17 protein-coding genes are annotated in these 23,643 nt (G+C 67.6%); 10 read left to right on the top strand and 7 right to left on the bottom strand.

The annotated features are described in order from the left end of the window. Window positions 1-21: 21 nt before the first annotated feature. Window positions 22-3,192, top strand: a complete 3,171-nt coding sequence (locus tag G7043_RS09305; protein WP_166045185.1) for a S41 family peptidase — start codon at window positions 22-24, stop codon at window positions 3,190-3,192. A 1,157-nt stretch (window positions 3,193-4,349) separates the two neighbouring features. Here the strand turns inward: G7043_RS09305 and G7043_RS09300 are convergent. After that, a complete protein-coding gene (locus G7043_RS09300) occupies window positions 4,350-5,171 on the bottom strand; it encodes a lytic murein transglycosylase (RefSeq protein ID WP_166045184.1) in 822 nt (273 codons plus the stop codon). 130 nt (window positions 5,172-5,301) lie between these two features. Here G7043_RS09300 and efeU point away from each other — a divergent pair, with 130 nt between their 5' ends. From efeU to efeB, 3 genes are read left to right on the top strand one after another with little or no spacing between them, the layout of a single operon-like run. Then, window positions 5,302-6,126, top strand: coding sequence for an iron uptake transporter permease EfeU (gene efeU / locus G7043_RS09295; RefSeq protein WP_166045699.1), 825 nt, complete (start codon window positions 5,302-5,304; stop codon window positions 6,124-6,126). A gap of 17 nt (window positions 6,127-6,143) precedes the next feature. Then, window positions 6,144-7,262, top strand: coding sequence for an iron uptake system protein EfeO (gene efeO / locus G7043_RS09290; RefSeq protein WP_313887767.1), 1,119 nt, complete (start codon window positions 6,144-6,146; stop codon window positions 7,260-7,262). Then, window positions 7,259-8,506 (top strand): iron uptake transporter deferrochelatase/peroxidase subunit, encoded by a 1,248-nt coding sequence (efeB, locus tag G7043_RS09285; protein WP_166045183.1) that lies wholly within the window; start codon window positions 7,259-7,261, stop codon window positions 8,504-8,506. The genes efeO and efeB overlap by 4 nt, the downstream gene beginning before the upstream one ends. Before the next feature lie 3 nt (window positions 8,507-8,509). On the opposite strand, the gene G7043_RS09280 is transcribed toward efeB, so the two are convergent. The 4 genes from G7043_RS09280 to G7043_RS09265 form a co-directional block, all read right to left on the bottom strand. Then, window positions 8,510-9,718: a hypothetical protein gene (locus tag G7043_RS09280; protein WP_166045182.1), complete on the bottom strand. Its 1,209-nt coding sequence runs from the start codon at window positions 9,716-9,718 to the stop codon at window positions 8,510-8,512. Window positions 9,719-9,938: 220 nt separating this feature from the next. After that, a complete protein-coding gene (locus G7043_RS09275; protein ID WP_086668852.1) occupies window positions 9,939-10,316 on the bottom strand; it encodes a tetratricopeptide repeat protein in 378 nt (125 codons plus the stop codon). A 10-nt stretch (window positions 10,317-10,326) separates the two neighbouring features. Next, window positions 10,327-11,220: a DMT family transporter gene (locus G7043_RS09270; protein ID WP_166045181.1), complete on the bottom strand. Its 894-nt coding sequence runs from the start codon at window positions 11,218-11,220 to the stop codon at window positions 10,327-10,329. Between the two features lie 28 nt (window positions 11,221-11,248). Then, on the bottom strand, window positions 11,249-12,382 hold the full coding sequence (locus G7043_RS09265) for a MalY/PatB family protein (RefSeq protein WP_166045180.1): 1,134 nt from the start codon (window positions 12,380-12,382) through the stop codon (window positions 11,249-11,251). A 51-nt stretch (window positions 12,383-12,433) separates the two neighbouring features. Between G7043_RS09265 and G7043_RS09260 the strand changes: the two genes are divergently transcribed. The 4 genes from G7043_RS09260 to G7043_RS09245 are packed head-to-tail and all read left to right on the top strand — an operon-like array spanning window position 12,434 to window position 16,007. Further along, a complete protein-coding gene (locus tag G7043_RS09260) occupies window positions 12,434-12,883 on the top strand; it encodes an Lrp/AsnC family transcriptional regulator (RefSeq protein ID WP_166045179.1) in 450 nt (149 codons plus the stop codon). A gap of 40 nt (window positions 12,884-12,923) precedes the next feature. Next, entirely contained in the window at window positions 12,924-14,462 is a 1,539-nt protein-coding gene (locus G7043_RS09255) for a BTAD domain-containing putative transcriptional regulator (protein ID WP_166045178.1), read from the top strand. Window positions 14,463-14,512: 50 nt separating this feature from the next. Continuing rightward, window positions 14,513-15,208: an SDR family NAD(P)-dependent oxidoreductase gene (locus G7043_RS09250; protein WP_166045177.1), complete on the top strand. Its 696-nt coding sequence runs from the start codon at window positions 14,513-14,515 to the stop codon at window positions 15,206-15,208. A 58-nt stretch (window positions 15,209-15,266) separates the two neighbouring features. Next, window positions 15,267-16,007: an SDR family NAD(P)-dependent oxidoreductase gene (locus G7043_RS09245; protein WP_166045176.1), complete on the top strand. Its 741-nt coding sequence runs from the start codon at window positions 15,267-15,269 to the stop codon at window positions 16,005-16,007. 61 nt (window positions 16,008-16,068) lie between these two features. Here the strand turns inward: G7043_RS09245 and G7043_RS09240 are convergent, their stop codons facing one another. Both G7043_RS09240 and G7043_RS09235 read right to left on the bottom strand, forming a co-directional pair. Continuing rightward, a complete protein-coding gene (locus G7043_RS09240) occupies window positions 16,069-17,424 on the bottom strand; it encodes a jacalin-like lectin (protein ID WP_166045175.1) in 1,356 nt (451 codons plus the stop codon). 143 nt (window positions 17,425-17,567) lie between these two features. Then, complete coding sequence (locus G7043_RS09235) at window positions 17,568-18,278, bottom strand: alpha/beta fold hydrolase (RefSeq protein WP_313887766.1); 711 nt, start codon at window positions 18,276-18,278, stop codon at window positions 17,568-17,570. Between the two features lie 16 nt (window positions 18,279-18,294). On the opposite strand from G7043_RS09235, the gene G7043_RS09230 reads away from it, so the two are divergent. Beyond that, entirely contained in the window at window positions 18,295-19,509 is a 1,215-nt protein-coding gene (locus tag G7043_RS09230; RefSeq protein ID WP_166045173.1) for a cytochrome P450, read from the top strand. Window positions 19,510-19,710: 201 nt separating this feature from the next. Further along, window positions 19,711-23,517: a LamG domain-containing protein gene (locus G7043_RS09225; RefSeq protein WP_166045172.1), complete on the top strand. Its 3,807-nt coding sequence runs from the start codon at window positions 19,711-19,713 to the stop codon at window positions 23,515-23,517. The last annotated feature ends 126 nt before the right edge of the window (window positions 23,518-23,643 follow it).

The following is a 23,643-nucleotide window of genomic DNA, read 5'->3' as shown; positions in this document are numbered from 1 at the left end:
GCGTGGGCTAACGTCGATCTCGTGACTTACCTGCGGTATCCGCACCTCTGCGGTGACTTGGTGACGTTCGTGGCCGAGGACGACGTGTGGCTCGCGCCCGTCGGTGGGGGAAGGGCCTGGCGCGCGTCCGCCGATCAGGTACCGGCCCGCACGCCGCGGTTCTCCCCCGAGGGCACACATCTCGCCTGGGCCAGCACGATCGACGGCGCGCCGGAAGTGCGAGTGGCGCCTGTGGACGGTGGCCCCGCACGCCGATTGACGCACTGGGGTGTGGGCCGCACGGCCGTGTCCGGGTGGACGCCGGACGGACGAGTGCTCGCCGTGTCGACCACCGGGCAGATGTCCAGGCATCGCAAGCAGGCGCACGCCGTTCCGCTGGACGGTGGACCGGCCGAGGTGCTGCCGTTCGGCTGGGTCAACGACGCCTCGTTCGGCCCGGACGGGCAGGTCGTCACGTCGTCGAGCTACATGCAGGAACCCGCGAACTGGAAGCGCTATCGCGGCGGTACCGCCGGCAAGCTGTGGGTGGATCTCGACGGCTCCGGCGACTTCTCCCGGATCCTGGGCGAGTTGAAGTCGTCGCTCGCGAACCCGATGTGGGTGGACGGGCGGATCGCGTTCCTGTCCGACCACGAGGGCGTCGGCAGCGTGTACTCGGTGCTGCCGGACGGCACCGACCTGCGCCGTCACACGGCCGGGGAGTTCTACGCGCGCAACGCTTCCACCGACGGTTCGCGGGTGATCTTCCACCAGGCCGGCGAGCTGTGGCTGCTGGAAGGCCTGTCGGACCTGCGCAAGCTCGACATCAAGCTCGGCGGCCCGCGCACCGGCCGGCAACCGCACCACGTCAAGGCTTCCGGCAACATCGACTCGTTCAGCGTCGACCACACCGGCCGGGCGTCGGTGGTCGAGGTCCGCGGGTCCGTGCACTGGGTGACGCATCGTGACGGCCCCGTGCGGGTGCTGGCCGACCGGTCGGACGTCCGCGCGCGGTTGCCGAAGGTGCTCGGCGAGACCGATCACGTGGTGTGGGTGACCGACGTCGAGGGCGAGGAGGCCCTGGAGATCGCGCCCGTCGGTGGCGTCGAGCCGGGCAACACCGCGCGCCGCATCGCCTCCGGTGTGCTCGGCCGGGTCATGTCGCTGGCCGCCGCACCTGACGGCTCGCGCGTGGCCGTTGCGACGCACGACGGCCGGTTGTTGTTGGTGGACATCGCTTCCGGTGAGGTCCGCGAGGTCGTCTCGGGTGCCAACGCGCACATCACGAACCTCGCGTTCTCGCCGGACTCCGCGTGGCTGGCCTGGTCGCATCCAGGGCCGATCCCGTTGCGGCACATCAAGATGGTGAACGTGACTGATCTGTCCGTTGTGGACGTCACGCCGCTGCGGTTCGCCGACTTCTCGCCGACCTTCACCGAGGACGGCAAGTACCTGGCGTTCCTGTCGATCCGCACGTTCGACCCCGTCTACGACGCGCACGTGTTCGACCTGTCGTTCCCGACCGGGTGCCGGCCGCACCTCGTGCCGCTGGCCGCGACCACACCGTCGCCGTTCGCGCCGATGCACGGCGGCCGGCCGGTCGGTGACGAGGACAAGGACTCCGACGACGAGGACGAGAAGGCCTCCGTCACGAAGGTCGACATCGAGGGCCTGGCGGATCGGGTCGTGCCGGTGCCGGTCGCGGCCGCCGAGTACGTCGGTCTGAAGGCGGCTCGCGGCGGGCTGTTGTGGCTGCGCCGGCCGTTGCTCGGCGTTCTCGGCGACAACCTGGCGTCGCCGGAGGCCCGGCCGCCGCGCACGGTGCTGGAGCGTTTCGATTTCACGAAGCTGAAGACCGAGTGTCTGGCGGACAGCGCGGAAGCGTTTGCGGTGTCCGGCGACGGCAAGCGGATGGTCGTCGAGGACCGCGGTGACCTGCGGGTGGTGCCGTCCGACAGCAAGGCCGACGAGGACTCCGCCGACTACGTGGAGATCGACCTGTCGCGGGTGCGGGTCGTGGTCGACCCCGCGCTGGAGTGGGCGCAGATGTACGCCGAGAACGGGCGCCTCATGCGCGACCACTTCTGGCGCACCGACATGGGCGGCGTCGACTGGCAGGGCGAGCTCGACCGCTACCGGCCGCTGGTGGCCGAGCTGGGCAGCCACGACGACCTGGTCGACCTGCTGTGGGAGGTGCAGGGCGAGCTCGGCACCTCGCACGCCTACGTGTGGGGCGATCCGCCGCGCGTGCCCGCGTCCCGGCGTCAGGGTCTGCTGGGTGCGGACCTGGTGCGGGACGGCGACGCGTGGCTCGTGCAGCGCGTGATCCCCGGCGAGACGTCTGACCCGCACGCGCGTTCGCCGTTGGCCGCGCCTGGGGTGGCCGTACGCGCGGGGGACGCGATTGTGGCTGTTGACGGCCGTCCGGTCGGGCTGGCCGGTCCTGGTGCGTTGCTGGTGGGTACCGCGGGCAAGCCCGTGGAGCTGACCGTGCGGCCTGCCGGTGGTGGCGAGCTGCGTCGGGTCGTTGTCGTGCCCCTGGCTGACGAGGAGCCTCTGCGCTATCACGACTGGGTTGCTAATCGGCGTGCGTACACACACGAGCTGTCCGGTGGCCGTGTGGGCTATCTGCACGTGCCGGACATGATGGGCGCCGGCTGGGCCCAGCTGCACCGCGACCTGCGCGTGGAGCTCACGCGCGACGCTCTTGTGCTGGACGTCCGCGAGAACGGCGGCGGTCACACGTCCCAGCTGGTGATCGAGAAGCTCGGCCGCAAGATCATCGGCTGGTCGGTCGCTCGTGGGTACACGGCCTCGGAGTCGTACCCGCAGGACGCGCCGCGCGGGCCCGTGGTTGCGGTTGCCGACGAGTTCGCCGGCTCGGACGGCGACATCGTCAACGTGGCCATCAAGGAACTGGGCATCGGCCCGGTCGTCGGCGTCCGGACGTGGGGCGGTGTCATCGGCATCGACATGCTCTACACGCTGGTCGACGGCACCATGGTCACCCAACCGAGGTACGCGTCCTGGTTCAAGGGCCACGGCTGGGCGGTGGAGAACTACGGTGTCGACCCGGACATCGAGGTGGTCATGACGCCGTCCGACCGCGTTAATCGTCGTGACCCGCAGCTGGAGAAGGCTGTTTCGTTGGCTCTGGAAAGCCTTTCATCTTCGCCCGCTGCTCACGCTCCGGAGTTGCCGCCGCTGGCCTGAACACCCCATCGTGTGACTAAAGAACTGTGACGGACTGTTCCATGTGGACGATCAACCAGATGGAACAGTTGTCACCGTTCGGGGGTGTGCTGGAGATGAGTCACCGTGAAGAACCGCGCAGTGGCCGCGGATGCTTCGGGGCCGTGGTCGTCGTGCCGTTCCTGGCACTGGGCGGCATGTTCGCGCTGATCGCCCTGACCGGGTCGCCGGACGAGGCACCGCTGGCCGCGCCGCCGCCTTCCCGGCCCACCTCTCAGTGGTGGACGGAGCCGTTCGAGACCGGGACTTCCTTGTCCACGGTCACGGAGACCGTGGTGGTCGAGGGGGCGGCTCGGGAGGTTCGGGCGGCTCGGTTGGCCACTGCTGGTGGGGCTGCTACTGCCACCGTCACGGAGACTGTTCGGGTCAGCTCTACGAAGCCTGCTGCTGTTGGGCGGAATGAGCCTCCTGGTGGGGATGCGGAGGAGGAGCCCGAGCCGCCGGTGGTCACGTCCACTTCGGACAGTGGTTCACCGCCGGTGGTGACGACGTCCAGTGTGGTTCCTGGGCCGCCTACGATGCAGCCGCCGGTTTCCACTGGGCCGGCTGAGCCGACTGTGCCGCCTGGGGAGGTGCCGCCTTCCACGCCTCGGGCTGAGGATCCGGTTCCGTCTGTTCCTACTTCGCCTTCTGTGCCGACTACTCCTGTTGAGCCGCCTTGTGATCGGGCTGAGCCGGGGCCGGTGGAGCCGTCCGAGCCGTCGGAGCCGTCCGGTGAGGTTGTGATCGAGGTCGAGTTGCCGATTGCTTCCCCTGCTGAGGAATCGTCCACGTCCTCCGCGCCCTTGGCAGGGGTCTGAGAGAGGGGGCTGGGATCCTCTTCCGCTGGGTCCCAGCTTCCTTCCGTTTCTTCTGGAACGCACAGATTGTTTGTGCAGTGCGGGGTTGGGTGGTTGCCCCCGTTGGCTGGTCTGCCTCGACCTGACCGGCCTGGATCTTTGGGGTCGCCTGGCCTGCGGGGCAGCGGTTTGGCCGCTGCCCCGTTTCTGCGTGCACGTTCCGGGTGGGTGGTCACCGTGCGAACTGCTCGGCTGCGCCTTCGCTGGTTGGCGTCTGCAAGTACCACCAACTCAACATCAACAGGCTTGTAACTACACCCAACTTGTGGTTGGCGTTGGCTAAGCCACGCTGGCTCGGGCGTAGGCGTCGGCGCCGCTGAACACGTTTTGGCCGTACTCCACCGAGTTGTTGTAGGCCAGTACGGCTGCCCACCAGCCCTGGCCGGTGCCCAGGTCTCGGGTGCCGCCGCTGCACAGGTAACGCGCTGCGGTCAGGGCTGCGTCGTCGATGTTCTGCGGGTCTGCTGGGAGGCCGTCGCCTGCTGCTCGTTTCGCCCAGCGGTTCCAGGTGCCGGGGATGAACTGCATCGGGCCCACGGCTCGGTCCCAGGTCGTGTCGCCGTCCAGGCGGCCGCCGTCGGTGTCGGGGATTGCTCGGACGCCTTTGCCGCCGTTCAGGGGGATGCCGATGATCGGGCGGGACGGTAGGCCGTTGTCTTGCAGGCGGGAGCCGTTGATGTGGCCGTGGCGTGATTCCACCCTGCCGATGCCTGCCAGGGTGGCCCAGGAGATGCGGCAGGCGGGGGCTTCTCGTTGCATGGCCAGGTCGGCTGCTGCGTAGGCGTGCAGGGCGCGGATCGGGATGTCGGTTTTTCCGGCGACCCTTGTTGCCCACTCGGTTAGAGGGTTCGGGTCTGCGGTGGTGGTGCTGCCTGGGGTGGCTGCGCTGCCGGGGGCCGCTGCGCCTGGTTCTACCTCCTGGATGGGAACCAGGAACGGGGGTGGGCCCAGAGGAGCGGCGTCCTTGCGGTTCAGGGCGCCCAGGCCCCAGGCGCCGGCGGCCACTACGACGATCAGCAGCAGCACCAGGACGATGCGGCCGAAGATGTTGCCGGAGCGGTTGCGGCGGGCGGGGGACTGCTGGGGCGGCTGCGGGACCACGAGACCCAGGCTACGTGCTCTGTTGAGGGGCCGAGCGGGTGAAGAGTGATGGAACCGGCACTGATGGCGGCTGGACAATCAGGTGAGGCTTACCTTAAATAAGGCCGACCTAATTCACGGAGGCGTCGGGATGCTGTTTGCCAATGGCTTGATCGGGCTGCGGGAAGGCCTCGAGGCCGCGCTCGTGGTGAGCATCTTGATCGCATTCCTCGTGAAGACGGACAGAAGGCATGCGCTCAAGTGGGTTTGGGTCGGTGTCGCGACGGCGGTGGCACTGTCCGTGGCGGCCGGGGCGATCATCACGTTCAGTGCCGCTGGCATGACGTTTGAGCAGCAGGAAGCGTTCGGCGGGAGCATGTCGATCATTGCCGTCGCGTTCGTCACGGGAATGATCTTCTGGATGCGCAAGGCGGCCAAGACGATCGCGGCCGAGTTGCGCGGCAAAATGGACGAAGCGCTGCAAATTGGACCTATCGCCATTGTTGCTCTTGCCCTTTTGTCGGTGGGGCGGGAAGGGCTGGAGACGGCCGTCTTCTTCTATTCCAGCGTGCAGGCCGCCGGTGGTGGGACGACTGAGCCGTTGATCGGGTTTTTGGCCGGGATCGCGGTGGCGGTGGTGATCGCGGCGCTGTTGTACCAGGGGGCGATCCGGTTCGATCTCGGCAAGTTCTTCACGGTCACGGGTGTGCTGCTCGTGTTCGTGGCGGCGGGCGTGCTGAGTTACGGGATCCACGACCTGCAGGAGGCCGCCATCCTGCCCGGGTTGAACACGCTGGCGTTCGACATCAGCGACGTCGTGCCGGAGGACTCCTGGTACGGGGCGCTGCTCAAGGGGTTCTTCAACTACTCGCAGCGGACGTCCGTGCTGCAGGCCATCGCGTGGGTCGCCTACGTGGGGGTTGTTCTGTCCCTGTTCCTCATCCGGCCGCGTCGGCGCGCTGCCGTGTCCAACTGATCGATGGAGTAGCAACCGTGCGCAAAGCAGTAGTCATCCTGGGCTCGCTCGCGGTGTTGGCGGCGTGTGGCAACGGCGGCACGAGCAGCAACGCGAGCGGCAACATCGCCGTCGAGGCGAGCGACGACGCGTGCAAGGTGGCCAAGACCGAGGCGAGCACCGGCAACGTCACGTTCGAGGTGACCAACAAGGGCACCAAGGTGACCGAGTTCTACCTCTACGCGGAGGGCGACCGGATTCTCGGCGAGGTCGAGAACATCGGGCCCGGGCTCAGCCGCAAGCTGATCGTCGAGGTCACCGAGTCCGGCAAGTTCCAGACCGCGTGCAAGCCCGGCATGAAGGGTGACGGCATCCGGGGCGACTTCACGGTCACCGGTGACAGCAAGAAGTCCACCGACGGCAACGCGTTGCTCGCCGAGGCGACCAAGAGCTACCAGCGTTACGTCAACTCGCAGGCCGACCAGCTGCTCGTGAAGACCGAGGAGTTCGTCAACGCCGTCAAGGCCAAGAAGGTCGACGACGCCAAGGCGCTCTTCCCCGTGTCGCGCACCTACTGGGAGCGCATCGAGCCCGTCGCGGAGAGCTTCGGCGACCTCGACCCCAAGATCGACGGTCGCGAGGACGTCATCGCGGAGGGCATGGAGTTCACCGGCTACCACCGTCTCGAGAAGGACCTGTGGGTGTCCGGGCTGCAGGCCGACTCCGAGAAGATCGCGGACCAGCTCCTGACCGACGTCAAGGAGATCGTGGCCAAGGCGAAGAGCGTCGAGCTGACGCCGGTGCAGCTGGCCAACGGTGCCAAGGAACTGCTCGACGAGGTCGCCACCGGCAAGATCACCGGTGAGGAGGACCGCTACTCGCACACCGACCTCTGGGACTTCGGTGCGAACGTCGACGGCTCGCAGGCCGCGGTCGCCGCGCTGCGTCCCGTCGTGGAGCAGAAGGACAAGGCGCTGGTGTCCACTTTGGACGAGAAGTTCAAGGCGCTCGACGAGGCACTGGAGAAGCACCGCAAGGGTGACGGCTTCAAGCTCTACACCGAGCTGACGCAGGACGAGATCAAGGCGCTGGCCGAGGCCGTCGACGCGCTCGGTGAGCCGGTCAGCAAGGTCGCGGAAGTGGTGTCGGCCAAGTGACCGGGGTTCCGCGTCGCAGGCTGCTCGGGTTCGCGGGCGCCGGTGTGGCGCTCGCGGGCGCGGGCGCCGCCGCCGGTGTGCTGGCCTCCAAGCAGGCACCCGAGGTCGAGAACGTCGCCGCGGCGAAGGTGCCGTTCCACGGTGACATCCAGGCGGGCATCACCACGCCCGCGCAGGACCACATGCACTTCGTCGCGCTGGACGTGAAGACGAAGAGCCGCGACGAGCTGGTCGACCTGCTCAAGCAGTGGACCGTGGCCGCGGAACGGATGACGGCAGGTCAGGAGGCCGCGGAGAACGGTGCCGTCGGTGGCAACGCCGAGGCGCCGCCCAAGGACACCGGCGAGGCGCTCGACCTGCCCGCGTCCGCGCTGACGATCACGATCGGCTTCGGACCCTCGCTCTTCGACGACCGGTTCGGGCTCAAGGGCAAGCGGCCGGAACGGTTGATCGACCTGCCGCGCTTCCCGCAGGACGACCTGGACCCGTTGCGCAGCAACGGGGACATCTGCCTCCAGGCCTGCGCGAACGACCCGCAGGTGGCCGTGCACGCCATCCGCAACCTGGTGCGCATCGGCTTCGGCCGGGTCGCGGTCCGCTGGTCGCAGCTCGGCTTCGGCCGCACGTCGTCGACCACGCGCGACCAGGCCACGCCGCGCAACATGTTCGGGTTCAAGGACGGCACGCGCAACATCAAGGCCGAGGACACCGAACACCTGAAGAACCACGTCTGGGTCTCGAAGGAGGACGGCCCGGACTGGCTCGTCGGCGGCACGTACCTGGTGTCGCGCCGGATCCGCATGCACATCGAGATCTGGGACCGCACGTCGCTGACCGAGCAGGAGCAGATCGTCGGCCGCACCAAGGGCGAGGGCGCGCCGCTGGGCCAGCAGAAGGAGTTCGACGAACCCGACCTGCACGTCAGGGGCGCGGGCGGGGTGCCGTTGATCGGCGAGATCGCGCACATCCGGCTCGCCTCGCCGGAGGCGTTGAACGGGGCCAGGATCCTGCGCCGCGGCTACAACTTCACCGACGGCTCCGACGGGCTCGGCCACCTCGACGCGGGCCTGTTCTTCGTGGCGTTCAACCGTGACTCGCGCACGCAGTTCGTGCCGATGCAGCAGGCTTTGTCCACAAAGGACGACATGATGGAGTACGTCGAACACACGGGTTCGGGTCACTTCGCAGTGCCACCGGGCGTGCAGCCCGGTGGCTACTGGGGCGAAACCCTCTTCAGGAGCTGATCGTCAGGAGATCGTCTTGACCCGGACGTTGTGGGCCGCGAGCTGGGCCGTGACGTCCGGGAAGATGATCCGCTGCGAGCACTTGCGGCCGTTGCGCTCCGGCACACCGCTGCACGGGCGGATGTCGGCGGCCGCGACCGAGATCGCGGTCAGCGTGCCGCGGGCGACGAGCTTGTTGTCGGCCTGCACCGAGAAGACCGGGCCACCGCTGTCACCGTTGCCGCCCGCGCTGAAACCACCGCGGTGCAGCGCCTCGACGGCGTTGTTCACGCAGCCGAAGCTGCCGAGGCAGACGGTCAGGCCGACGTTCACGACCTGGATCTGGCAGATGGTGCCCGAGTACGCACCCGAGTCGCACAGCCAGTCGCCGACGATCGTGGCGGAGGAGCCGGCGACGTCGAGGGCGACCTGGTTCTGCTCGTTCTCGATCGAGTCGCCGATCCAGACGCGGGCCTGACCCGTGGCACCGAGGATCTCGCTGTCCGATGCCACCGCCCGGCCCTCGACCGAGCCGATGAAGTCACCCGCGGCGTTGGTGTAGTAGCTGCCGGACTGGCCGCAGTGCGCGGCGGTCAGGAGCTTGTCGGCGCCAGTGGCGTTGTCGACCACCGCGAAGCCGGAGGTGCAACCGCCCTGGACGGCGCCGTCCGGGGCGGTGTTCTGGATGTACGCACCACCCTTGAACGGCGAGGTGTCGACGAGCCGGGACGCGGCGAGCTCGACGTCGCCGGCCTGGACCTCGACCGGGACCGCGCTCTGGACCGCGGCCTTCGCGGAGAAGCCCGCCGCCTGCTTGATCGTGAGGCCGCTGCCGTCGTGCTTGGCGGCGATGCTCTGGATCGGCGCACCGGCCTTGAGCATGCGCGCGGCCTCGGCCTTGAGCTCCGCCTGCGAGTACTTGGCCGGGTGAATCTTCACGACGAGGCCCTGCGCCTTGGCGACCGCGGCCGCCGCCGTCACCTTGGCGGGCGCCTTGCCCTTCCAGTAGACGTTCAGCGTCTTGCTGCCGGCGTCGACGGAGAGTCCGCCGAAGCCGTTGCCTCTGTCGAACCGGTCGGCGATCTTGTGCAGCTTGTCCTGGGTCGCCATCAGCGCCTTGACCTCGGGCGTGATCGCGGACGGGCCACTGGGCCCCTGTGCGAGTGACGGCGTGGCCGACGCCAGCAGAGCCGCGGTGGCGGCGATCGCCGCCACCGCCGAAAGCTTGACCATCTTCACTGCCAAAAACCCCTCTGTTCGCGGCGTAACGGCGGCGCACCAGAACACGGCAGCGCGAACAGACGCGCTCACGGTAGACAGATCCCCGGATTCTGCACGGCCGTCAGACGCTCTTCGCATCCCCCTGGTGGCCTCACAGAGAAGCTAGTCGCTCACTCACCGCTCACCACGCGTCCAAACGGAGCAACGTTGCCGAACAGTCCTCAAAGGACAGTCAGCGGTCGCGTTCCACGGCCATCCTGGCGCGCACTTCGCCGAGGGCTTCCTGATACTCAGGTGACGGGTTCATCGCGACGGCCATCCGCAGTTGCGCAAGCGCCTCGGGCAGCCGGGCCAGCCGTTGCAACGTCTTGCCCAGCGCGAACCGCGCGTAGTGGTCGCTCGGATCGAGGTCGAGGACCTTGCGGAACGCCTCTTCGGCCCGGTGGAGCTGCGCCGACCCGAGATACGCCCGGCCGGCCAGCAGTTGCACGGACGGCGCCTCCCCGGCCTCGGCCAGCACCTGCTTCAGCTCGCGCAGCGCCTCCAGCGGCCGGCGCTGGGCCATCAACGCCTCCGCCTTCCGGAACGCCTCGAAGGTGCTGTCCGTCATTCGATCTACGCTACCTACCGTTCGCTGGTTCTTCGACTGCCGTACGGGCGACAGAACTCGAAGGAGTGGACGTTCCCAGCCAGCACGCGAGGAACCCGAGCACCAGGCCCGCGACCACGCCGGCCGTCGGTGTCTGCCCGAGCAACGGCCACGCGATCAACGCCGTGACGGACGGGACCACAGAGGACAGCGTGGTCATCGCCGCCGCCCCGCCGTCGCGCACCCCGACCAGGAACAGCGACGCCCCGCTCATCGAGTTCACCAGCACCAGGAACACCAGCGTCAGCCACAGCTGCCGCCAGTCCGTCACCCCGGCGCTCTCGGTCAGCGCGAGCAACCCGACCACCGGCACCGACACGGCGTGCTGCACCGCGTTGCCGCTGCGGAAGTCCGTGTCCCGGCAGAACTTCTGCTGGTAGACACCACCGGCGACGAACCCGAGCATGCCCAGCACGGTGAACACCGCACCGGACCCGAACGACCCCAGCCGGTCCCACAGCGCGGCCAGCACCGCGGCGATGCCGAACGCGAGCCCCAGCAGTTGCTTGAGTCCAATTCGGACACGGAACACCCAAGCGGCCACCACGGCCGTAAGCACCGGCGTGCACGAAATGACCAACGCCGTCACGGCCGCCGGCACGCCGAGCCGCAGTCCCAAGTACACGCCGGAGAACTGGCAGGCCTGCACCAGCAGGCCCGCGACGCACGTGTGGACGAGGGACCATCCGCGTGGCCAGCGAGCGCTCGTCACCAACGCCACGAGCGCCATCAGGGTGGCGGCCAGGGCGAACCGGATCGTGGTCATCAGGAACGGGGGAGCCACGGCGACGGCCAGCGCGCCCACCGGATAGCCGGACGCCCAGACCAGCACCGTGACGACCGCGAAGCCGGGTTTGATCCGCACGATCCCCAGGACTACCAGTCAGATCCGCTCAGCACGAGCTTTCGTTCCAGGCGACGGCCATCCTGCGCACGGCCTCGGTGATCACCTCCGGCGTGGTGGCGAGGTTCATCCGCACGAACCCCTCGCCGCCGGTGCCGAACGGGAGCCCCGAGTTCACCGCGACCCTGCCGCGCTTCAGGAACGTCCTGGCGGGGTCGTCGCCGAGACCGAGACCACGGCAGTCCAGCCAGGCGAGGTAGGTGCCCTGGCCCGGCGTGTAGCGGACCGCGGGAAGCTGTTCGGCCAGGAGCACAGAGAGCAACCGCCGGTTCTCGTCGAGGTCGCCCAGCAGCGCGTCGAGCCAGTCGCCGCCGTCCCGCAGCGCCGCGGTGTGGGCGAGGATCCCGACGTGGCTGGGACCGTGGCTCACCTCCTCCGGCAGCCGCGCGAGGTCCTCCGCCGACGCGGGGCCGGCGATCGCGAGCGCCGCCTTGAGACCGGCGAGATTCCAGGCCTTGGAGGCCGACATCAACGACAGTCCGTCGTCCGCGACGCTGAGGTACGGCACGAAGTCCGCGGTCGTGAGCGGCGCGTGGATCTCGTCGGCGACCACGCGAATCCCGTGCCGGCGGGCCAGTTCGGCGACCTCTTCGAGCTCGGCGGCGGTGTGAACGGTGCCGGTCGGGTTGTGCGGGTTGCACAACAGGTACACCGCGCCCCGGCCCGCCCGTGCGAACGCCTCCTCCAGCGCGGCGAAGTCGATCCGCCAGGAGGCGTTCAGCGGCGCCTCGACGATCGACCGTCCGAGGGACTCGACGAACTGGTAGAAGGGCGGGTACACGGGGCAGTTGACGACGACGGGCGTGTCGCGGTGGGAGACCAGCCGGAACATCTCGACGACGCCCAGCATCACGTCGGGCACGATCGCGGTCCGTTCCACGGCCGGGGCCCAGTCCCAGCGCTTCTTCGCGAACTCGGCGAGCGCCTCGGCGTAGGCGGTGCCGTGGGGATAGCCCGTGTCACCCCGCTGCACGGCGTCGGTGATCGCCCGCGCCACGGGTTCGGCGAGCATGACGTCCATCTCGGCGACCCACACCGGCAGCACGTCTTCCGGGTAGTGCCGCCACTTCATGCTCGTGCGTTGCCTCAGCTGGTCCAAGGAAAGCTGACGTAACGGGTTCATAGGGCAAAGGTAGGCGAGCAAGCGGAGGAAGTGTTTGCCATTCTTTGCTGCATGGATGCCATCGACCGCAAGATTCTTGCTGAAGTGCAGGCCGACGGACGACTTACCGTCACAGACCTCGCCGACAAGGTGCAGCTGAGCATCTCCCGCTGCCAGCGCCGGCTGCGCGAGCTGGAACGCGCCGGGGTGATCCGCGGCTACCGCGCCGTGGTGGACGCGGCCGCGATCGGGTTCGGCTTCGAGGCGCTGGTCTTCGCCAAGCTGCGGCTGGAGGCCATGGACGACTTCGACCGCGCGCTCGTCGACGTGCCGAACGTGGTGGAGGCGCAGCGCCTGTTCGGCAGCCCGGACTACCTGTTGCGCGTGGTCACCGCCGATCTCGCCTCCTACCAGCGGCTGTACGAGCAGACGCTGGCGAAGCTGCCCGGCGTGCGCGGGCTGACCTCGACGATCGTCATGAAGCAGGTGATCGAGTCACGTCCGTTGCCGGCCAATCCGTGAGACGGGAAGCGGGGAATGCTCCCGGACGTTGTGGTGTTGCATGAGCCTGCGCTTCTCACTGATGGGTCCGGTACGAGCCTGGCGCGACGAAGAGGAGATCGACCTGGGCCCGCGCCAGCAACGCGCGGTGCTGGCGGCGTTGCTGCTGAACAACGGCATCCGCCTGAGCAACGACCAGCTGATCGGCATGGTCTGGGACGAACCGACGCCGAGCGCCGTGATGGCGTTGCGGACGTACATGTACAAGATCCGCAAGGCTCTCCCCGAGCTGAACCTGAAGTCGAAGGACGGCGGCTACACGCTGCACGCCGAGCTCGTCGACGACTGCCGCGGCGAGCCGTTGGAAGGCCTGAACAGCACCTACTTCGACGCCCAGCGGGTCCGGCTCGCGCAGTACCGGCTCAAGGCGCGTGAGGACTGGCTCGAGCGTGAGCTGGACGTGCTCGAACTGCAGAAACACGTCGGCATGTTCCCGCTGCGAGAACGCCCGCGCGCGTTGCTGATGCAGGCGCTGTTCCGGGACGGCAGGCAGGCCGAGGCGTTGGACCACTTCCACCAGGCCCGCGCGCTGCTGAACGAGGAACTCGGCCTCGAACCGGGTCCCGAGCTGCGCAAGGTGCACGCGCAGATCCTCAAGGGCGACCTCCACCTGACCCGCCGGCCGGAACAGCTGCCGCCGGACCTCGCCGACTTCACCGGACGCGCGCAGGAGATCGCCCAAGCCCTCCGGGCGTTGCCGGGCACGGTCGGCATCACCGGCATGTACGGCAGCGGCAAGACCGCGCTGGCCACCAGGATCGGGCACCTGGTGAAGCACCGGTTCAAGGACGGGCAGATCTTCGTCCGCGGCAAGGACGTGGCGAACGACCTGCTGCGCGCAGTCGGCGTGGAGAACCCGTCGGGCGACAAGGCCGCGCTGTGGCGGGAGAAGGCCCGCGGCAAGCGGTTCCTGATCATCGTGGACGACCTGCAGGACGCGGCCTCGGTCCGGGACCTCGCCTCGCCCGGCTCCGCCATGATCATCACGAGTGTGCGGCGGCTGAACGAGCTGCCGGGCGTGACCTGGTTGAAGATCGCCGGGCTCGCCGACCAGGAAGCGCACGAGTTCCTCGGCAAGATCCTCGACCCCGCCAGGATCGCCGCCGAGCCGGAACAGGCGCGCGAGGTCCTCGAGCGCATGTCGGCCATGCCGAACGCCATCCGCGTGCTCGGCGGCAAGCTCGCCGCTCGTCCGAACTGGACCATCACGATGCTGCTGGCGCAGATGGAGCGGGAGACGAGGCTCGGCAACGCCATCCCGTCCGACTGCCGGGCCGTGCTGGGCCCGATGATCAAGGCGGAGCAGCAGCTCGGCGACGAGGAACTGCACCTGCTGCGGTGCTTCTCGCGGCGGGAGACCGACGTGATCGACATCTGCGCGGCGGCGGAGATGACCGGCGTCGAGCCCGGCGTCATCGAGTACCTGCTGGAGGCGTTGGCCGACGTCCACCTGATCGAACCTCTGGTGCTCGGCCGGTACCGGCTGCCGCGGTTCGTGCGGATCTACTTCGGCTGGCGCGCACCGGCGTTGACCAGCTGATTCACTCCGCGTTTACGGTTCGGCGACGGACCGGCGGAACTGTTGGAGGCATGGAACTTCAGGGAAAACGAGCACTCGTCACCGGCGCGACGTCCGGCATCGGCCGGGCGGTGGCGGTGAAGCTGGCCGAGGCCGGCGCGACCGTCTTCACCACCGGGCGTCGGGCCGGCTTCGGCGACACCCACCACGTCGTCGCCGACCTCGGCAACCTCGACGACGTGCGCCGGCTCGCCGACGAGGTCGGCGAGATCGACGTGCTCGTCAACAACGCGGGCATCTTCCCGTTCGGGCCGACGCTCGAACAGGACGTCGAGACCTACGAGAAGGTCTTCGAGGTCAACGTGCGCGGACCGTACTTCCTCACCGCCGCGCTGTTGCCGAAGATGATCGCGAAGGGCGGCGGCAGCATCGTCAACGTCTCGTCGGTGACCGCCCGCACGGGCACGCCGATCATGTCGGTCTACGGCGCGACGAAGGCCGCGCTGGACTCGTTGACGCTGAGCTGGGCGGCGGAGTTCGGCGGCCACGGCATCCGGGTCAACTCCGTTGCACCCGGCCTCACCCGCACCGAGAAGGTCGAGGAGAATCTGGGCGACGCGATCGAGCACATCGTGGCGCCGACCCCGCTCGGTCGCGCGGCCGAACCGGAGGAGATCGCGGAGGCCGTGCTGTTCCTGGCCTCGCCGCGGTCGAGCTTCCTCACCGGGTCGATCGTGACCGCGGACGGCGGCGCCATCGCGATCTGACCTGGCCGTATATCCGGAATTTATGTCCTGACCATGCGGCGTCGGCAGTTTCGTAGACATGTCAACCAAGGAACTCGCAGGCAAGAAGGCACTCGTCACCGGCGCCACCTCGGGCATCGGCCGCTCCATCGCGGTCAAGCTCGCCGAGGCCGGTGCCACCGTCTACGTCAGCGGCCGCCGCGCCGAACTGGGCAAGGAAACCGTCGAACTCATCGAGCAGGCCGGCGGCACCGGTCACTACGTCGTCGCCGACGTCGCGAACCTCGACGACGTGCGCAAGCTGGCCGAGGAGGTCGGCGAGGTCGACGTGCTCGTGAACAACGCGGGCATCTTCCCGTTCTCGCCGACGCCCGAGCAGTCCCTCGACAGCTACCAGCAGGTGTTCGACGTCAACGTCCGCGGCACCTACTTCCTCACGGCCGCCCTCGTCCCGGCGATGGTGGCTCGCGGCAACGGCGTGATCGTCAACGTCTCGTCGATCGCCGCCGTGGTCGGCACCCCGGTCGGCTCCGTCTACAACGCCTCCAAGGCCGCCATGGACGCGCTGACCAGGTCGTGGGCCGTCGAGTTCGGCCCGGCGGGCATCCGCGTGAACTCGGTCGCTCCCGGCCCGATCGCCACCGACGCCGCCGTCGAGGGAGCAGGCGAGATGTTCGAGACGATCACCGGCCTGACCGCCCTGCAGCGCGTCGGCCAGCCCGACGAGATCGCGGAAGCGGTGCTGTTCCTCGCCTCCGAGAAGTCCAGCTACGTCACCGGCGCCGTCCTCACCGCCGACGGCGGCTACGTGGCCAGTTGACCCACGGCGAAAGGCCCGTTCGTACGCCCTAGACGTACGAACGGGCCTTTCGCCGTCCGTGTCATCTGCGGTTCGGGGTGTAGATGAAGCCGATCTTGTCGACCTCGGAACCGCTGCGGCCGGTGAAGCCGGTGATCTGCCAGCCGGCGGGCGCCGTGCGGGTGGTGCAGGTCGAGGTGGTTCGGCCGCCGGCGAGTGTGCGCCCGAGGTTGGTGGTGAACTTCGCGTAGAACACCCGTGTGTGGTTGTTGTGCTTGGCTTGGCAGAGGTACGCGCTGCTCACGTACTCCGTGCTGCCCAAGGTGAGCGAGGAGAACGAACCGCCCGTCCCGCCGTGCGTCAGCTTCGTGCCGTTGCTGAGCGTCACGCCCACCTGGTCGACACGTGCGTTGCTCCGCAACGAGATCTCGGTGGCTTGGGCGCCCAACTCCACCCGGTCGACGTCGTTGAAGTAGTCGCCGTGCGGGCCGCCGAACTGTTCACTGAACTGGTACGCCGGGTTCGTCGACCAGCTGAAGCCGACGCTGAGCGGGAAGTGGTCGGACAGCATCTTGCCGGTGCCGTCCTCCCGGAACCCGGCGTGGTTGTTCTTGTAGGAGGTCGCGTTGAGCGTCAGGGCCCGGCTGCCGCGATACCAGATCTTGTCGACGACCTCGCACGCGTCGGTTGGGTTGGCGTTGTCGCACACCAGGGCGTCGCTGCCCTCGGCGGGCGCGTTGCCACCGCGGACGAGCTGCACCCACGGGTCGGTCAGGCCGTTGACGGCGGCGAAGTCGCGGATCGTCGTGCCGTCGACGGTGCGGGTGTAGCGGGTGTTGGTGTCGCCCATGACCACCACCGCGTTCCCGGCCGAGCGGCTCTGGATGAACGAGCTGAGCTGGGCGAAGTTGGAGGCCCGTGCGGCCAGATCGCCGCTGTTGCTGCCCGCGTCCGCATGCAGGTTGTAGAAGTCGACGTAGGTTCCCTCGGCCAGCCGCGTCCGCATGAACGTGAAGCCCTTGGGCGTCAGGCAGTCACCGCTGTTGGTGTCGCAGTCGTTCCACTTGACGCGCTCGAAGTCGTCTTCGTCGTACGGCTTGTTGGACAGCGTGTTCAGCCCACTGCCGAAGGGCACGCCACCGCTGGTCGGAGTTCGGTACGCGTGTGTGGTGTCCCCCGCGTACAGGTAAGCGTGGTAGTTGAAGTCCTCTTGCACGTGGACGATGTCGAACGGTCCGAGCCGTTGCCCGATCGTCGTGGTCGCGGACTTGCGGGGAGTCGGTGCGCTCGACAGCGCCTCCGGCAGTCCCGCGATGTTGTACGTCAGCGCGGTGAACGTGCCGGACTCCGCAGCGGATGCCGTGGGCGCGGTCGGCAGCACCACGATGGCGGCCGAGGCGAGTGTCACCGCCACCGCACCAGCCAGTGCTCGTCGCATGATGGGCCCTTCTCTGTGCCCTGACGCCCTTCCGGGCGGCTTCGGCGCTGGTAGGGCGCGCCGATGCTGGCGAGACTGTAAAGCTCGCGGTGCCGAGGCAGGAAGAGAATGGTGAATGAATTTCGTGTTTTTCCGGGTGTGAATCACCCTGACGGGGTGGTCGGCTGAGCCAGCACGGTGTGCAGGGACGAGGGCGACTCGACGTGCACGTTGTGGCCCGCACCGGGGAACATCACCGGCTCGGGCACCAGCTCCTCCAGGTGCTCCTGGGGGCTCATCGGGTCGTTCTCACCCGCCGCCAGCACGACGTGGGCCTGCGCCGCCATGATCAGCCCAGGCATGTCCGGCTGCCCCACCCCGAAGGCCTTCATGTCCAGGCTCGGCACCCATCCGCCGTCCACTTCGGACACACCGTGCTCCAGCTTCACGCCCGCCATCCTGGACGCCCGCTCGACGGCTTCTTCCTTGCTCGCGAAGACCTTGGCGGGCTTGGTGCTCAACGCCGCGGCCTTCTCCAACTCCTCGTCCGTCCACTGCACCTTGATCCCGACCCCGACGCACGTGGTCACCTCGACGCCGAACCACCCGCTCGCCAGCGCCAGCCCGACCACGCCGCCCAGTGAGTGCCCGATGATCGTCACCGGCTCGCGTGGAACGACCTCCGCGACAGCTGCCGCGAGCGAACCGAACGAGTACCTGGGGATCGGTCGGCTGCGGCCGTGACCAGGCAGATCCGGCACGAGCCAGCTCCCGTGCCAGTCCTTTACGACGTCCTTCCACACCTCACCGGTCGCGCCGAGCCCGTGCAACAGCACCAGCAGCGGCCCGTTTCCACCACGTTCGACATGAAGCACGTCAGAATCCCGTTCTATGCGGACCGATGCCGAGCTGATCGTCGACCCGGACACGTATACCTCGGGCGTACCGCACGACGCACTAACCCGGCTGCGCGAAAAGAACGTCGTGCGCATCGACGACTTCTGGGCAGTCTTCCGGTACGACGACGTCCGCGCTGTTCTGCGTTCGCCCACCGTCTTCTCATCGCACCGCGGCGCCACCCAGATCCGCGACCCGCAGCCCGCCGACCTGGCCTACGTCCAACGCATGATGCTCAACCAGGACCCTCCTGCGCATTCGCGGCTGAGGCGCATGCTGACCAGGGCTTTCACCCCTCGCGCCGTGGCCCGGCTGGAATCCGGGATCCGCTCCAACGCCCGTGCGATCGTCGCCGGCTTGTCCGGCGACTTCGCCGCTGATGTGGCCGATTTGCCGCTGCTGACGCTGGCTGACGTCTTCGGCGTGCCGAGGCAGGACCGCGCGCTGCTCTACGACTGGAGCAACCGCGTGATCGGCTTCCAGGACACCGAGTACGCGCTGTCGTCGAGCTCCTCCGAGGGCATGACCGACATGGCTCTGGCGGCGTTGGAGCTCCGACCTTCTGACGGCCGTGACCCGCGCTCGCGTGACGGCATGCCCGACCTCTACGCGTATGCGCACGCTCTGGGGTCTTTTAAGCGTGCGCATCCCTCTGACGATGTTTTGAGCAACCTCATGTCCGAGGACATCTCTCTTGAGGAGTTCGAGAACCTCTTCTGGCTGTTTTCTGTTGCCGGTAATGAGACTCTGCGCAACGGCATCCCCGGCGGGATGATCGCTTTACTCTCGCATCCGGACCAATACGCGCGGTTGCGGGCTGACCGTTCGTTATTGCCTACGGCCGTTGAGGAGATGCTGCGGTGGTGGACGCCTGTGATGCATTTCCGTCGTACGGCTGTGCAGGACACTTCGTTGAGCGGGGTGAAGATCAAGGCGGGGGACAAGGTCGTGGTCTGGTTCTCCGCCGCCAACCGGGATGAGCTGGTGTTCACCGAGCCTGACCGGTTCGACGTGGGGCGGCGGGAGGCTGACCATTTGAGCTTCGGGCACGGGCCGCATTTCTGTCTTGGGGCGCAGTTGGCTCGGACTCAGATGCGGGCGGTTTTCGAGGCGGTTCTGGATTTGCCGGGCATGTTGGAGCTCGACGGGGAGATCAGCCGGTTGAGGTCGAACTTCCAGAACGGCGTGAAGCACCTGCCGGTGAGGTGAGCCCACAAATCGCTCACAGTTTGGTCACACTCACCCTCTGCTCAGCCAAATGGCCGCTTGCTGGTTGTTGAGCGGTGACCGAAGCTAGCGGTCGCTGGTGGGGGATTGTGTCCAAATTGGGGGGAAATCCTGATGTCGCGTCGTCGTGCGACGCGGCATGCGCATGCGCGTGTGCTGCGGGTTCTGTGTGCCAGTGTCGCGATGGCAGTGGTCGGGCTCGGCGGGCTACCCGCTGCTCAGGCCGGACCGTCGCCCGCGAAGGCGAAGGCTGCTGACGGACCCGTGGAGGTGGTCAGCGAAACCACCGAGAGATCGAGAGTCTTCGCCAATCCCGACGGCACAAGAACCCTGGAGACAAGCCCCCAACCGGTCCGGGTCAAGAAGAACGGCGAATGGACAGCGGTCGACACCTCGCTGCACAAGCGGGCCGACGGCGGCGTCGAGGCCAAGGCGACGACCGCGGATGTCGTCTTCTCCGGCGGTAAGGACGCGCCGCTCGTGCGGATGACCAAGGGCGACAAGAACATCGCGTTGTCCTGGCCGAAGGCGTTGCCAGCACCGACGCTCGCCGGGGACAGCGCGACGTACGCCGAGGTCGAACCCGGCATCGACCTGGTGGTGCACGCGAAGCCGGAGGGCTTTTCCCAGGTTCTCGTGGTGAAGAACAAGGAGGCCGCGAAGAGCTCGCTCCTGCAGCGGGTCAAGTTCGACGCCAGCACCAAGGGGCTCAAGCTCGGGAAGGACGAGGCCGGCAATGCCAAGGTGACGGATGACAGCGGTAACAACGTCTTCACCAGCGCCAGCCCGTTGATGTGGGACTCGTCCAGCGAAGACGAGAAGTCCACCACGAAGGGACCGGCTGCCGGCGCCAAGAGAGCGTTCATGGAGACGGTCGTCGGCGCCAACGCTGTCGAGGTCATCCCCGATCAGGGAATGCTCACCGCGTCGGACACGGCGTACCCGGTCTACGTCGACCCGCCCCTCGACGCGGGTCGTCTCGGCGGCACCGAGCTGTGGGGACAAGCGCCCGGTGACACCAACTGGAACCAGTGGTACGAGGGCGTGGCCCGTGCCGGACGCGAAAACGGTGACAAGGTCACGGTCAGGTCGGCCTGGACGTTCGACATCGAGCGCCTGCGTGGCAAGGTGATCAAGACCGCCACTCTCATCACCACCCAGGTGAGTGCGTACAACTGCACCAAGAGCTTTGTGAACCTCTGGCGGACCAGCGTTGTGGGTGCGGGGTCCAACTGGAACAACGTCGGCTGGCTGAACAGACAAAGCGGCACGGACACCAAGTGCGTGAACAACAGCGCGAAGATGGGGATCGACTTCGATGCCGTCAGCGCTGTGAGCGCGGCGGCTTCGGAACAGAACACGACGCAGGTCTCGTTGGGGCTCTGGGCAGGCGACGAGACCACGAACAACGGGTGGCGGAAGTTCGAGACGAACCCGGTCCTGCACGTCACCTACAACACCAGGCCGAAACCTCCGAGTGAGCTAAAGGTCGACGGCGTGGACTGCGCGGTCGGGGACAAGCGGCCGTTCATCCGCAACGCCAACCCGGAGTTCAGCGCTCGACTGGTCGATGATGACGGATCTGAGAACCCGATTCTGAACGCGCGCTTCTACTGGGGCCTCGTGGGCGGCCCGGACAAGGGCTCCGAAGGCGTCGGGGGCGTACCGAACGGGGGGATCGCGAGGCAGCGCCAGGCAGCAGGAACCTTCGCCCACGGCGGAAAGTACGGCTGGTCAGCGGCCGCTGGCGACAACTACGACTTGTCCGATCGCTCCGGGTTCTGCGAGTTCGAGGTGGACACCGAGCAGCCTGGTCGTCCGCCGATCGTCATGTCCACCGACTTTCCCAGCGACGACGAGTTTCACGGCTATGCCGGCACGGTCGGATCGTTCACCCTCGATGCCAACGGCGTCGCCGACGTCAAGGGCTTCTACTACGGCTACGAGAACCCACCGGCGAACTGGGCTCCGGCTGACAATCTCGGCGGCAAGGCCACGGTGAAGGTCACCGCGCGGCACCTCGGTCGCAACACGCTGTACGTGCAGAGCGTCGACCGGGCGGGCAACGTCAACGTCGCGCAGCCGGTGGCGTACCGATTCCAGACCGACCAGCAGCGGCCGTCCAAGAACCGTTGGCTGCTGGACGGCAACGGTGACGATCTCGCGGACGCTCCGCATCCGTTGACCAGCTCTTCGAGCGGTGTCACCTGGGTTGCCGGACGTGACGGCCAAGCCGCGCAGCTCAACCGAGCGCAGAAGGGGATTCTGTCCACTTCGGACACTGGTGTGAACACTGGTCAGAGCTTCAGCGTCGCGGCGTGGGTGAAGCTCGACCAGAAGGGTGACTGGAACAACGCGGTCAGCCAGGACGGCAACCGCAACAGCGCGTTCTCGCTGCAGTACTCGCACTCGCTGGGCAAGTGGGCTTTCAACACTCCCAGCAAAGACACCGACGGGGCGCCGGAGAGTTGGGTCGCGTCGACCCGTCCGGCCGAGACCGGCGTGTGGACCAGGTTGATCGGTGTCTACGACGCGGCGACCGAAGAGATCAAGCTGTACGTCGACGGTGTCTACCAGGGCGCGGCCAAGCGGCAGACGCCGTGGGATGCGACCGGTGATCTGGTCGTCGGCCGCGGGAAGCAGAACGGCAACCCGATCAGCTTCTGGGGAGGCGCTGTCGACGACGTCGCCCTCTTCGACCGTGCCTTGGTCGCCGAGGACATTGCTGAGCTGTCCAACCGGCCTGCGGTCATGGAGGCTCACTGGGCGTTCGACGAAGCTGCACAGCAGGGCCCAGCGACGAAGCTGCACTCCGGCGCGACCTGGACTGCGGGTCGTCCTGGACAGGGAATCAATGCGTTGGCGCTTAACGGGGACAAGGGACACCTGTCCGCCACCACGCCTGCCGTGCGCACCGACCAGAGTTTCAGCGTCGTGGCGTGGGTGAAGCTCGATCGCAAGGGCAGTTGGTTCAACGCGGTCAGCCAGGACGGCAGCACGAACAGCGGATTCGTACTGCAGTACTCGCACTCGTCGGACCGGTGGAGCTTCGACATGCCCAACACCGATACCAACTCGCCGCAGGAGACATGGGTCAACTCCACCGCAGTCGCTCAAACCGGAGTGTGGACGCACCTCGTCGGTGTCTACGACCACGCCGCACAGCAGATGCGCCTGTACATGAACGGATCCGCGTCCGCACCGGTGAGCAAGGTGTCGACCTGGAACGCTGCCGGCAACCTCCAGGTCGGCCGCGGCAAGCTCAACGGGGCAGACTTCGGATTCTTCCCCGGAACGGTCGAAGGTGCACAGGTCTACACCAGGGCCCTGACTGCCGGCGATGTGGCGGTGGCACTGAACTCGGGCCAACCGCCTGCCGACGCGGCCTTCGGCCTCAGCTCGGCCGGCAAGCTGGCGTCTGAGGAAACCGGTGAGCACGGCGCCACTCTGCTCGGCGGTGCGTCGCTCGGCGACGGTGCGCTGATGCTGGACGGAGACTCCGGCTACGCCACCACGGCGGGCCCGGTCGTCCGCACTGACCAGAGCTTCAGTGTCGCCGCACGGGTCCGCCTCGATCGGACCAACGGCTACTTCCCGGTCATGGCCCAGAGCGGCGGACACGTGAGCGGTTTCTACCTGGAGTACTCGAAGGACGCGGGTACATGGGTGTTCTCGATGGTGGAACCGGACCGAGTTGGTCCTGCGGAACATGCAGTGGTCGCGATTGATCCGGTATTCGTCGGCGAAAAGGTTCACTTGGCCGCGGTGTACGACGCATCGGCCAGCGAGCTGCGGATCTACATCAACGGAGTGCCGCAGGGCGCTCCTGGAAAACACACCTCCACCTGGCATGCGAACGGACCGCTGCTGATCGGCCAGGGAAAGTTCAACGACGGCCTGCTCGACGAGTTTCCGGGGAAGGTCTTCGACGCTCGGTTGTACCAGGGTGTGCTCACGCCCTCTGAGATCGCAACGCTGGCTGCAGGCTGAGGGGGAGATCAGTGATGTCGGGATTCAACTGGCGTACCAGAGGTCTTGCCGCTCTGAGTGCCACCTTGGTGGTGGCCTCGACCGCGGTGGTGCCGGCCTCGACGTGGCAGGGACTGGGCTTGAACG

Source organism: Lentzea alba, assembly GCF_011067745.1.
Taxonomy (GTDB): domain Bacteria; phylum Actinomycetota; class Actinomycetes; order Mycobacteriales; family Pseudonocardiaceae; genus Lentzea; species Lentzea alba.
This window is presented reverse-complemented; position numbering and strand designations above follow the sequence as displayed.